5 protein-coding genes are annotated in these 13,720 nt (G+C 41.5%); 4 read left to right on the forward strand and 1 reads right to left on the reverse strand.

The window, feature by feature from the left end:
• Positions 1-42: 42 nt before the first annotated feature.
• Both KQP93_RS03875 and gltX read left to right on the forward strand, forming a co-directional pair.
• On the forward strand, positions 43-402 hold the full coding sequence (locus tag KQP93_RS03875; RefSeq protein WP_054560852.1) for a glutathione S-transferase N-terminal domain-containing protein: 360 nt from the start codon (positions 43-45) through the stop codon (positions 400-402).
• 80 nt (positions 403-482) lie between these two features.
• Positions 483-1,967: a glutamate--tRNA ligase gene (gene gltX / locus KQP93_RS03880; RefSeq protein WP_054551203.1), complete on the forward strand. Its 1,485-nt coding sequence runs from the start codon at positions 483-485 to the stop codon at positions 1,965-1,967.
• A 99-nt stretch (positions 1,968-2,066) separates the two neighbouring features.
• Here gltX and KQP93_RS03885 read toward each other — a convergent pair whose 3' ends face one another.
• A complete protein-coding gene (locus tag KQP93_RS03885; RefSeq protein WP_217875929.1) occupies positions 2,067-2,456 on the reverse strand; it encodes a hypothetical protein in 390 nt (129 codons plus the stop codon).
• Positions 2,457-2,881: 425 nt separating this feature from the next.
• On the opposite strand from KQP93_RS03885, the gene KQP93_RS03890 reads away from it, so the two are divergent.
• Positions 2,882-7,981 carry a S8 family serine peptidase gene (locus KQP93_RS03890; protein ID WP_217875931.1) on the forward strand — a complete coding sequence of 1,700 codons (5,100 nt, stop codon included), beginning with the start codon at positions 2,882-2,884 and terminating at the stop codon, positions 7,979-7,981.
• 254 nt (positions 7,982-8,235) lie between these two features.
• Positions 8,236-13,557, forward strand: coding sequence for a S8 family serine peptidase (locus tag KQP93_RS03895; protein WP_217875932.1), 5,322 nt, complete (start codon positions 8,236-8,238; stop codon positions 13,555-13,557).
• Positions 13,558-13,720: the final 163 nt, after the last annotated feature.

The following is a 13,720-nucleotide window of genomic DNA, read 5'->3' on the forward strand; positions in this document are numbered from 1 at the left end:
TAAAATTGCCCACTATTTTTTAGAGCCATATGAGAAGGTAAGATGAAGTTTGTTCGTTGGTTGTTAGGCCGCATCATTTTGTTTTTTGATTTTGTATTCACACCACGTAGTAAAAAGCGTCCGGCAGCAGAGCAAGCGGCGCTTGATTCAGTGACATCACAATTTAAATTATATCAATTTAAAGCTTGTCCATTTTGCGTGAAAGTACGTCGTGCAATTAAGCGCCAAGGTCTATCAGTTGAAACTCGTGATGCCAAAGGTAACGAGCAATTTCGCCAAGAGCTTTTAGAGCAGGGCGGCAAAGTGAAAGTGCCTTGTTTACGTATTGAAGAAAACGGCCAAGTAACTTGGTTGTATGAATCAAACGATATCATTGCTTATTTAGATAAAGTCGCTGCATAAAGCGGCTTTTCACTTCGATTACAGCCCGTGCTGTGCTAGCATTTGGGCAAATTTTTAATTGTCTTTTGAGAGATATAACCATGACAATTCGCACCCGTGTTGCTCCGTCACCGACTGGTGACCCGCACCTAGGTACTGCATACATCGCATTATTTAACTACTGTTTTGCTAAGCAGCAAGGCGGTGAGTTTGTGTTACGTATTGAAGATACAGACCAAGTTCGTAGTACGCCAGAATCAGAGCAAGCTATTATGGATAGCTTACAATGGTTAGGCTTAAACTGGGATCACGGTCCAGATGTAGGCGGTGAGTTTGGTCCATACCGTCAATCTGAGCGTAGCGATTTATATAAGAAATTCGCGCATCAGTTAGTTGAACAGGGTAAAGCGTTTTACTGTTTTGCTACGAGCGAAGAACTAGACCAAATGCGTGAAGAGCAAATGGCCGAAGGCCTACGCCCTAAATACGATGGTCGTGGTTTAAATCTTTCTGAAGATGAAATTAAAGCAAACCTTGAAGCGGGTAAGCCTTATGTAATCCGTATGAAGATCCCAAGCGAAGGTACGTTCAAGTTTAACGACTACTTACGTGGCGAAATTGAGATCCCATGGGAAAATGTAGACATGCAAGTGCTACTTAAAGCTGACGGTTTCCCAACTTACTTCCTTGCCAACGTTGTTGATGATCACCACATGCAAATTAGCCATATTTTCCGTGGTGAAGAGTGGATCAATTCAGCGCCTAAGCTATTAAAATTATACGAAGACTTCGGTTGGGAAGCGCCAGTACTAGGTCACTTACCGTTACTTCGTAACCCAGATAAGTCAAAATTATCGAAGCGTAAAAACCCAACTTCAATCAACTACTATAAAGAAATGGGTTACCTACCAGAGGCACTATTAAACTATTTAGGCCGTATGGGTTGGTCAATGCCTGACGAGCGTGAAAAGTTCACGTTAGCAGAGATGATTGAACACTTTGATATGAAACGTGTGTCGCTTGGTGGCCCAATTTTCGACATCGATAAGCTGAGCTGGTTAAACGGTATGTGGATCCGTGAAAACTTATCTGATGCAGAACTAATGCAACGTTTTGTAGATTGGAAATTTAATACTGAGCTATTCGCTAAAGTATTGCCAGAAGCAAAAACGCGTATTAATACGCTTTCTGACATGGTTGATCTTGCCGGTCACTTTGTGGGTGGTATTCCAAGCTATGATCCTGCGCTATTAACGGCAGGTAAAGCTGATGAAGATGTAATCCGTCAAGCATTACAGTTTTTCATCTGGCAATTAGAAGGTTTACGCAGTTGGGAAAAACCAGCGATTTTTGCTATCGCAAAAGAAGTGGCGACTTTCCATGAATTGAAGATTAAAGACTTCCTTGAGCCAATCTTTGTGGCTATCACTGGTAAGACATCTTCAACTTCAGTACTTGATGCAATGGAAATTTTAGGTTCTGATTTATCGCGTGCTCGTTTACGTGTTGCACTAGCGCACCTTGGTGTGTCTAAAAAGCAAGCGAAAAAAATTGAGCGTGCATATCGCGATTACCCACAAGCATAATCGTGATGTAACTTCCAAAAACCGAGCTCAATGCTCGGTTTTTTGTTTGTAGCTGGTAGCTGTTAAAAGCGCCTGCTCAGTAATAAAGCTAAATCGGCCTCAGTAACTATATGCCTTACCTTTACATACAGTGGCAACATCACAGTTTTGATAGTCACTGGTAAAGTCTTTACAACTTTCAACCCAGTAGCCATTGCCACCTCTATTTACTACTTCAAGTTTTAGCTGCTCAATAGCAATACTATTCACCTCAGTAGGGTTGTATCCACCAGATTGCACTGAGCGTTCACCAAGACAACTAAGCCCTTCAACTTCACCTAAATAATATGCACCACTTTCAATAGCCTGTTGTTCACTTATGAATTCCTGTAAGCGTTGTTTTTCAAATTCATAGGTAAACAAATTATAGGGACTGTTTAGTCTTATACCTATATTGCCGCAGGCTGATAAAACCGAAAAAGTGGTGAGTAAAATTAGTATTCGAGTCATATTATTCACCTCAATTTAATGCGATTACTTTATCGTTAAAAACACTAGTTTGCTGTTAAAAATTGTTGGCTAGATGCATAAATCGCCTTTTATAACCATTTTTATTTGGACAAATTACGAATGAAAATGTAACTGAGTCTGCATGTTTGTTAACGGGGCTGATTTATTATGTTTTAAATAAATCGATAAAAAGTTCACATTTTGATAGTGCGACCAAATTTTTATTACCGTTAATGTTTGTTTTATAAGCTTAAAATTGACCTTGTTATTATTTTGGTAGTTTGTTTGTTAACTTCAAGTACAAAACGCTACACGTATGTAGCTTTCTTTTAACCCCTTTTGTGATTGAATTGTCTATACAAGTGGTGAAATGGATATTCACAAATCTTGAATAACTATACTTACCAACTATCCAGGGGATACTTATGCAAGTTAAGACCTTATCGATTGCTGTTGCAGCAGCAATTTATAGTGCCAGTGCAGCCCATGCTGTCGGCGTAGACCAACCATTTAAAAAAGCTAATGTTTTAAAGCCAGCTAATTTCACAACTGAAGAAATCGTCAAATTAACAGAAGAATTTCATACAGCAGACTCGTATAGCATGCTGCAAAATGACGGTTTAAACGTGCAGGTGAATGGCCAAAAGAGCAAGTTCAAAGCAGAAGGCCTTGATGGCGAGCATGTTTATATTGTGACACTTCGAGAGAACTCAGTTGCCTTAGAAGCACGTAATTTTGAATCACCTCTAGCTCGTACTATGAAAGCACAAGGTGTTAGTAAAGTATTTGAAAAAGGCCAGCCGGCTATTGCTGCGGTGACTGAATATCAAAATAAGCTATTAAGCAAACAGCGAACAGTAATGAGCTCTGTAACTGCTGCAACAGGCCGTACCGAAATGCGCCGTCAATTCACGAAAGCATTAAACGGCTTCTCAGTGAAAATGACCGAGCAAGAAGCTCGCCGTGTTGCTGAGCTTGGCAGTGTTTCAACTGTTATGCGTTCTAAAAACTACGACTTGCTTTCTGATGAAGGTCCAAAGCACATTGGTGCTGACCAAATTTGGGATGGCTCAAGCGTTCCAAGTGGCATTAAAGGTAAAGGTGAAGGTCAAATCGTTGGTATTATCGATACCGGTATTAACTCAGATCACCCCTCATTTGCCGCTGTAGGTGGTGATGGTTATGAGCATGAGAATCCATTTGGTGCAGGTGTTTACGTTGGTGACTGTGTTGAAGAACCAGAAGAAATTCAATGTAATAACAAATTAATTGGTGTGCGTTCTTACGATGTTATCACTGATGCATTTGATGCCATGATCCCTGGCTGGCCAGCAATTGGTGAAGATTACCAAGGCCACGGCTCACACGTTGCTTCAACAGCAGCGGGTAACGTAGTTAAAAATGTGCCGTACATGGTAATGGGACTGGGTGAGCAGTCTGATGGTGTTGTTATTAAAGAAGACGTTTTCCCTGAAATTTCAGGTGTAGCGCCACATGCAAACATCATCTCATATCAAGTTTGTTACCCTGACAGCGCTGAGTATGCAGGTTGTCCAGGTGAAGCATTGGTAGCAGGTATTGAAGATGCGATTTCTGATGGTGTTGATGTAATTAACTTCTCTATCGGTGGTTCAGATTCAAATGTATGGGCTGATGCTGTACAACTTGCTTTCTTAGCTGCGCGTGAAGCGGGTATCAACGTTGCAGCGGCTGCAGGTAACAGTGGTCAAGCATGTGGCTCAGCTGAGTGTTTTGGTTATCTTGATAACTCATCGCCGTGGCTTGCTCAGGTAGCTGCAACAACGCATGGTCGTTCTGTTGTCGTTGAAACGGCTGTAGAGTTCGCAGGTTTTGCTGATGAAACACTTGGTTCAGAAGTACCAAGCTGGTCAGAAACTGGTTTAATTGGTGGTGCGGTTAATAGCGAAGAAATTACCGGTGTGGTTGTTTGGGCAAAAGACTATGAAGATGTAAATGGTTACAAAGATAACAATGGCTATTGTACAGCTGAATACCCAGAAAGTACCTTCAATTTCTATAAGGACGGCTCTGAAATTTCGGGAGCTGCAGATGGAAGTACTAATGTAATTGTTATTTGTCAGCGTCATAATGCAAGCGACCCTAATGCAAACGCACGTACTGCAAAAGTAGATAACGTTAAAGCAGGTGGTGCAGATGGCTTTATCATGTTCAATCGTGATAGCGAGCAAGGTACAGTTACAGAAGGTTACTCATTACCGGGTGTGCACTTTACGTATGATCAGTGGAATGGTGTTTATCCTAATGATGGTTTAGAAGACTGGGTTGATAGCTACTCAGAAAAAGGTCATATGATCACTATCAAAGAGACCCTGATTGAGCGCCAAGTTAATGAAGAAGATGCTGATTGGTTAGCAACATTCTCATCACGTGGACCATCTTACTCTAATGTTGAAATTCTTGCGCCGACTTTAGCAGCTCCAGGTGTAGATATTTTAGCTGCTTACTCAGATGAGCATCCATTTACAACCCCACATGGCCAAGATTATAACGCAATTAGCGGTACATCAATGGCGTCACCACATGTTGCAGGTGCAATGGCATTACTTCGTCAAATTCACCCTGATTGGTCAGCAACGGAAGTTCAATCAGCATTAACCATGACTGCAGAAAACGTTGTTAAATACCATCGTTTAAATGATGAAACAGACGTCGTTGATACTGCTGAAATCTACCGTGCTGGTGCGGGTCGTATTAATGTTGCTAAAGCGGCCAAAGTAGGTTTCGTCATGGATGAAAGTGCTGAGAATTTCTTGGCTGCAGATCCATTTAATGGTGGTACACCTCATCAATTGAACTTACCAAACTTAGTTGATTTTACTTGTGCACCTGAATGTCAGTGGGTTCGTACTATTACGGCAACTGAAGATGGTACTTGGACGGTTGAACACGGCGATGTGGTGAACTGGTCATTTGATACAAGTAATCAAGCGGTTCAAAACGGTGTAAACATTGAAGTTTATCCAAAAACTTTCTCACTGAAAAAAGGCGAAACGCAAACTATCGTTGTGAAAGCATCAATCATGGATACCCAAGATTGGTTTAGTAACTCAGAAGTTGAGCTTCATTCAAACTTACATTTTAAAGCGATAGAAGAAGGTATTTCTGATGCTCATTGGCCAATGGCATTTAAATATGACCGTGGTGACTTACCATCGCGCTTAAATAAAGTGGTGCATACAGATCAAGGTTCATTTACTGCGCCGAATATTCAACTTCCAAATGTAAATGCGCCTGTTGCGCGTGTATATCAACCAGTGAAAGCGGAAGTAGAAACGATTTCATTGCCTAAAGATAACGACAAAACTTATCCATGGTCGATTAACCGTGTTGAAGGTTCAGTTGATGCTGCTGATGTACTTGATGAAGCTACATTTTCTAAGTTTATCAGCGTACCTGCGAATGCTAAACGTTTAACGGTTGAAATCATGGGTTCTGAGTCAGAACTTGCAGGAACAAATGATGCAGGTAATGCGCTTATCTATGTAGGTAAAGACTACAACGGTGATGGTCAAATCCAAGTTCAAGACGAAATCCTATGTGTATCTAACCATAAGCTTTATAACAACTTCTGTAATATTAATAACCCTGAAGAGGGTGAGTATTGGGCTGTTATTTATAATTCTTACAAAAGTGATTACCCAGAAGGTGATATTGTTGAGACATTTAGCTTCACAACAGCGGTTGTAACTGGCCAAGTATCGGAGCAGATGAGCGCCAACTTACCGCAAAGTAATGGCGTAAATACGGTTGATATGACGATCAACTGGGATATGGAAATGGACGTTGATAGCGTTTACTACTCACTCGTTGATGTTGGCAGTTCTGATACAAATATGGGTGATTTAGGATCAATTCCGCTGAAACTAATTCGTGGTAAAGACCATATTCATGTCGATTCGCCAAAAGAAAAAGTGAAGGCGGGTGACTATGTGCCTGTTACATTTGAAGTACTGGCGAATAATACCGGTATCGACAGTGAATATAGCTTCGAGCTTGATATTCCAGAGGGTTTAGCTCTTCATAAAGATAGCGTTCTTATCTCGAGTTCATCAGATGTCAATGTTGAAGTTGCTGATGGCAAGTTATTGCTTACTGGTACGCAGCTTGATACTAGCGATGTGGCACCTGACTATATTGTTACAAATAGCATCACTGATAAAATGTGTCGTACTCCTGATTTTGGTAACTCAAACCCTGGTGGCTATGTAGATCTAAACGAGTTTGGTATGACACCTGTATTATCAGGATTTGCAGAAAATGGATTACCAAATTATCGTCGAGGTTGGATTATTCCCGTAACACAAGTCTGGGGTAGTCAATGGGATCGTTTAAGCCTTTACAATAACTATGATCACGTAAACTGGTACAACAACTTTTTCCAAATCAAAGGTATCGGTACCATTGATAATTTAGGTTCTCCATATCTACAACCTGCACATAGTCGTTTCCCATACTTCTCGTTCCCGTATGAGAATATAGCACCACTTTGGCGTGGTTGGGGGGCAGGCACCGCTGGCTTAAACAGAGATATTCTTTCTATGGGGTTAAGCTCATCTGAAGGTATTACCGTTGCAGGTACCTCAAGTGGTTGGGCAATCATTGAATTTGATAATGCAGCTGACTACGGTGAATTTAACCGAAATCGTGAAACAGGTCTGTACGAAGGTGTGCGTCGTGACAATAGCTTTGATTTCCAAACTATTTTTAATGCACAAACACGCTTTGGTAAAGGCGAACATGAAATCTACTTTGCTTACGATAATATCGACTTTGGCTCAACAGATGCGCGCGGTAGTATCGGTATTGCTGGTTACAAAGGCTTTATCGATGAGTACGGCCCATTAGAAGGCTTCTTAGGTGTTGATATTGCGTACAACAACTTAGATGAAGTGATTCAAGATGAGCTTGTCGTATGTATGGACTACGTTGGTCCTGAATCTTCACAATTTGAAGTAACCGCATGGATGGAAGTCTTACCAAGTGGTGCAGGGCAAATGATGGAGTTTGAAGCACGTACACAAATGTCGGGAACTGCTGACAAAGTTGTAACAAATACTGTTGAAGTTGCAGGTAACATCACTGTTGTTGCGCTTGATAATATGGTAACTGAAGAGCAGACGCCAATCAGCTTTGAAGTACACCATATTGATGAGATAAACTCTAAAAACGAAATCTCAGTTATTGCTGAAAATGCAAGCTACGTTGTAGAAGGTGATACTGTGACGATTACACCAGATCAGTACTTCTATGGTGACATTGAAGTAACTGTAGTGGTATCAGATATCGAAAACCCATCAGATAAAGCACAAACATCATTTGTATTAACGGTAAATTCAGATGGCGTAGAAGAACCAACTGAAGTAACACCAGAGCCACAACCAGAAGATGAATCTAAACAAGGTTCAAGTGGTTCACTTGCATGGTTAACGGTACTACTTGCCGGTTTTGCTGGAGTAAGACGCCGTAAACTAAAACGCGACTAAACCTTGCAATAATTAGCAATTTAACAAAAGGGCCTTCTGGCCCTTTTTTCTTTTATTATTATTACCTTACATTGGTATGGATGTATCTTTTCACGGCTGTTAAGTAATTTTAATGTTAATAATGTGTACAAAACGCTACACGAATGTACGCCTAAATCTAACTGTCCCTGTGGTTATATTGTAGTCGCAAGCGGTGAAATGGATGTTCACATAGCTTGAATAATTATTCTAATTAACTATCCAGGGGATACTTTATGCAAGTGAAAACACTCTCGATTGCTGTTGCCGCAGCTCTCTATAGTGCCAGTGCTGCTCACGCAGTAGGTATAGATAACAATCAAGTTAAACACCAATTAAAAGCACCTAATATCACATTTGAAGAAGTAAAAGCGTTTAGCAAAGAGTTTAACCAAGGTGACTCTAGCAACATGCTACAAAACGATGGTCTAAATGTTCAGTTAAATAACAAAGCAAATAAATTTGCTGAAGAAGGTATTGATGGCGAGCATATTTATATTATCCGTTTACGTGATAACTCAGTTGCTCTTGAAGCTCGCGATTTAACCTCGCCATTATCACAATCACTTCAAGCACAAGGCGTTTCAAAAGTATTTGAAAAAGGTCAAGCGGCGGTCTCCGCAGTAACTGAGTATCAAAATAAATTACTTTCAAAACAACGAACTGTAATGCATAACGTGACAGCTGTGACAGGTCGTACACAGATGCGTCGTCAATTCACTAAAGCATTAAATGGTTTCTCTGTAAAAATGACAGAACAAGAAGCGATGCGTGTTGCAGAGCTTGGTGCAGTTGTTTCTGTAATGCGTTCAAAGAACTATGATCTTCTTTCTGATGAAGGCCCTAAGCATATCGGCGCTGATCAAATTTGGGATGGCTCAAGCGTTCCAAGTGGCATCAAGGGTAAAGGTGAAGGCCAAATCGTTGGTATCATCGATACCGGCATTAACTCAGATCACCCTTCATTTGCAGCTGTAGGTGGTGATGGTTACGAGCATGAAAACCCGTTTGGTCCAGGTGTTTATGTAGGTGACTGTGTTGAAGAGCCTGAAGAAATTCAATGTAATAATAAATTAATCGGTGTGCGTTCTTATGATGTGATCACGGATGCATTTGATGCCATGATCCCAGGCTGGCCTGCAATTGGTGAAGATTACCAAGGTCACGGCTCACACGTAGCTTCAACAGCAGCTGGTAACGTGGTTAAAGATGTACCGTTTATGCTTCCGAGCTTTGGTGAAAACACCGATGGTAATATCTTAAAAGAAGGCTTATTCCCTGAAATTTCAGGTGTTGCACCACACGCAAACATTATCGCTTATCAAGTATGTTACCCATCAAGTGACGAATACGCAGGCTGTCCTGGCGAAGCGCTTGTAGCCGGTATTGAAGATGCAATTTCTGATGGTGTTGATGTAATCAACTTCTCAATTGGTGGAGCCGATTCAAATGTTTGGGCCGATCCTGTACAACTTGCATTCTTAGCAGCGCGAGAAGCAGGCATCAACGTTGCAGCGGCTGCAGGTAACAGTGGTCAAGCATGTGGCTCGGCTGAGTGTTTTGGTTATCTAGATAATTCATCACCTTGGCTTGCACAAGTTGCAGCAACAACGCATGGTCGAACTGTGGCGGTTGAAACTGCGGTTGAATATGCTGGATTTGCAGATGAAACACTGGGTTCAGAAGTCCCTAGCTGGTCAGAAACGGGCCTTGTTGGTGGTTCAATCAACAGCGAAGAAATTACCGGTGTTGTTGTTTGGGCTAAAGATTACGAAGACGTAAACGGCTTTAAAGATTTCAACGGTTACTGTACTGCAGATTACCCAGAAAATACCTTCAATTTCTATAAAGATGGTACCGAAATCGCAGGTGCGGCTGATGGTAGCACGAATGTCATTGTTATCTGTCAACGCCACTTCTCAAATGATAGTGCTGCAAATGCTCGTACTGCAAAAGTGGATCATGTAAAAGCCGGTGGTGCAGATGGTTTCATCATGTTTAACCGTGACCGCGAGCAAGGCACTGTAGCTGAAAGTTACTCATTACCAGGTGTTCATTTTACATATGATCAATGGAATGGTGTATGGCCTGACGACGGTTTAGCAGATTGGGTAGATAGCTACTCAGAACTTGGCCACATGATCACTATTAAACCAACTGTGATTGAGCGTCGTGTTGATGCTGAAGATGCGGATTGGTTAGCAAAATTCTCATCACGTGGTCCATCTTATTCTAATGTTGAAGTACTTGCTCCAACGCTTGCAGCTCCAGGTGTTGATATTTACGCGGCATACTCTGATGAGCATCCGTTTGTGACTCCGCACGGTCAAGATTATGCTGCAATTAGCGGCACATCGATGGCATCACCACATGTTGCAGGTTCAATGGCGTTATTACGTCAAATTCACCCTGAGTGGACTGCGGCAGAAATTCAATCTGCGCTATCAATGACTGCAGAAAACGTGGTTAAATATCACCGTTTAAACAGCGAAAGTGATGTTGTAGCTGATGCGAAAATCTATCGCTCTGGCGCAGGTCGCATCAATGTTGGATTAGCTGCAAAAGCGGGTTTTGTAATGGATGAAACAGCTGATAACTTCTTAGCTGCTGACCCATACAATGGTGGTACACCACATAAACTTAACTTACCAAACCTTGTAAATTTCTCGTGTGCGCCTGAGTGTCAGTGGGTTCGTACAATTAAAGCAACAGAAGATGGTACTTGGACTGTAAGCCATGAAGATGTTGAAAACTGGGCATTTGATGTAAACACACAAGCAGCACAAAATGGTGTGAACATCGATATCTTCCCGAAAACTTTCACACTGAAAAAAGGTGAAACACAAACAATCATTGTTAAAGCATCAATCATGGATACTCAAGATTGGTTCAGTAACTCTGAAGTTGAGCTGCATACAAACCTTGTTTTCCAAGCTGAAGAAGCGGATATCCCTGATGCGCATTGGCCTGTGGCGTTTAAATATGACCGTGGTAACTTACCATCATCATTAGAGACGACTGCTCACTCAAATGTAGGTACTTATGTTGCTAAAGGTATTGTGCTACCAAGCGTTGAAGCGCCTGTGGCTCGTGCATATGAGCCGGTTAAGGCTGAGATCACCACGGTAACTTTACCTAAAGACGATGACCGTACTCACCCTTGGGCTATGAATCGCAATGATGATGTTGATGCGGCTGATATTTTAGATGAAGCAACATTTACTAAATTTGTTACTGTGCCAGCTAACTCAAAACGTTTTATTGCTGAAACAGTCGGTGTTGAATCAGAGCTAGAAGGTACCTTGAACGTAGGTAATCCTACTTTATACGTAGGTAAAGACTACAACGGTGATGGTATTGTTCAGCCTCAAGACGAAATCTTGTGTGTATCTAATCATAAGATTTATAAAAACTTCTGTAATATTAACAACCCTGAAGAAGGTGAGTACTGGGTTGTAGCTTATAATACGAATAAATCGTCTGTTGATGCGGTTGAAGAAACGTTTGAACTTGCTACAGCGATTGTGTCTGACCAAGTTGCATCAGGTATGACTGCAAGTTTGCCGGGAAGTGATGGTCAAAATACTGTTGAAATGACAGTCGACTGGGACATGGACCTTGATGCCGACAGCGTGTACTACTCACTATTAGATGTAGGGACATCGGCAGTGAATCATGGCAACCTAGGCTCTATTCCATTTAAGCTTAACCGTGGTAATGATGTTGCACACCTTGATGCGCCATACACAGGTGCAAAAGTGGGCGATATGGTGCCTTACACATTTGAAGTGTTAGCGAATAACTCAGGTGTAGATCGTGAGTTCTCACTAGAGCTTGATATACCTGCAGGTCTGGATATCAAAGCAGAAAATGTAATGGTTTCAACAGCATCTGAAATCAACGTTGAAATTGCCGACGGTAAAGTGATTGTAACGGGCACACAAGCGGATACTCGCGATGTTGAGCCTGATTATATCGTGTCAGATAACATCACTGATGAAATGTGTCGTACGCCTGATTTTGGTAACTCAAACCCAGGTGGTTATGTCGATTTATCAGAGTTTGGTATCACGCCAACTCTATCAGGTTTCGATGAAAGTAATCTTTACAATTCTCAAAGTGGTTACTCATTACCAATCGCAAGTTTCTACAATGGTGCTTATGACACATTCAGTCTGTATAACAATGCTGAAAATACTAATATCCAAAACTCGATAATCCAAATTCGTGGTATGGGTACAGTGAATACCAATGGTAGCCGATACTTCTATCCAGTACATAATCCGTTCCCTTATAACTCATTCCCTTATGAGAACATGGGTCCATTATGGCGTGGTTGGGAGTTCACTGATAATGGCTTATTACGCTCTGTAATGTCAGTTTGCTTATCGTCTAACGAAGGTATTTCACTCGCAAGTACGGCAACTGGTTGGGGTATTATTGAGTGGGATAACGCATCAGATTACGATAACCCAGTGTATGACCGTACAACAGGCAAATACACTTACACTAAACGTGATAACTCATTTGATTTCCAAGTGTTATTTAATGCAAATACACGCTTTGGTAAAGGTGAGCATGAAATTTACTATGCATACGATAACCTAGATTATGGGTCGACACGTCCTGCAGGTAGTATCGGCCTGCAAGGTTTCCGTGGTGCGCAGTATGAATATGGTCCACTTGAAAACTACCGTGGTATCCAAATTGCTTATAACAACCTAGATGAAGTGATCAGTGATGGTTACGTTGTGTGTATGGACTATGTAGGTCCTGAGTCATCACAATTTGAAGTGACTGCTTGGGCCGAAGTTACGCCGTCTGCAGCAGGTCAAACACTTGAAGTTGCAGCTAAAGCAGCAATCTCAGGTCTGAATGACATGACTTCAACAGCAACACTGGCCATTCCAGGCAACATCACTGTGGTAGCGCTTGATGACATGGTAACAACAGAAGAAACACCGATTAGCTTTGATGTTCATCATATTGATGAAAAGAACTCGAAGAATGAAATCTCGGTTATTTCTGACGACGTAAGCTATGAAGTTGATGGCGATACAGTCACGATCACACCAAATGAGAACTTCTCTGGTGAGACCGAAGTAACTGTAATGGTATCTGATATTGAATACCCATCAGATGCTGCAAGCACGACCTTTATGTTAACGGTTGAAGCAGTTAATGATGCACCAGTAGTTGTCGTTGAAGCAAGTGCTCAGCAAGTAACTGAGGGCAGCGTTATTACCCTTGATGCATCAGCATCACATGATTTAGATAACGATGAGTTAACTTTCTCATGGGAAGGCCCTGGTACAATCGCAAGCCCAACATCAGCAATCACTGAAGTATCAGGCTTAACGGCTGGTGAGCATCAGTTTACTGTAACGGTTAGTGATGGTGTAGAAGCCATGGAGCTAGGTGTAGCTGTAACGGTAACGGCGCAAGAAACAACCGTTGTTCCTGAAGAAAAAGCGAAATCATCAAGTGGTTCACTTGCTTGGTTCACTGTTCTATTAGCTGGTTTTGCAGGTGTTCGTCGCCGCGTAAAACGAGGCTAAGTACTCCCTAAGTATGTTATGTGACAAAGGGCCTTCGGGCCCTTTTTTCGGTATTTAAAATCATGTTATACATTTTTAATAACCAAAAAGAATAACTAACAACTGAAAACCTATGTAGCAAAATGTACATGCTATTTTATATTTTTTTCAGTGTGTTAGTTTG

Origin of the sequence: Pseudoalteromonas shioyasakiensis (genome assembly GCF_019134595.1) — a bacterium.
Classification (GTDB): domain Bacteria; phylum Pseudomonadota; class Gammaproteobacteria; order Enterobacterales; family Alteromonadaceae; genus Pseudoalteromonas; species Pseudoalteromonas shioyasakiensis_A.

Excerpts from the sequence above, each read along its gene's own strand:
- gltX (WP_054551203.1), top strand. The coding sequence starts at position 483 with ATGACAATTCGCACCCGTGTTGCTCCGTCACCGACTGGTGACCCGCAC.
- KQP93_RS03895 (WP_217875932.1), top strand. The coding sequence starts at position 8,236 with ATGCAAGTGAAAACACTCTCGATTGCTGTTGCCGCAGCTCTCTATAGT.
- KQP93_RS03875 (WP_054560852.1), top strand. The coding sequence starts at position 43 with ATGAAGTTTGTTCGTTGGTTGTTAGGCCGCATCATTTTGTTTTTTGAT.
- KQP93_RS03890 (WP_217875931.1), top strand. The coding sequence starts at position 2,882 with ATGCAAGTTAAGACCTTATCGATTGCTGTTGCAGCAGCAATTTATAGT.
- KQP93_RS03885 (WP_217875929.1), bottom strand. The coding sequence starts at position 2,456 with ATGACTCGAATACTAATTTTACTCACCACTTTTTCGGTTTTATCAGCC.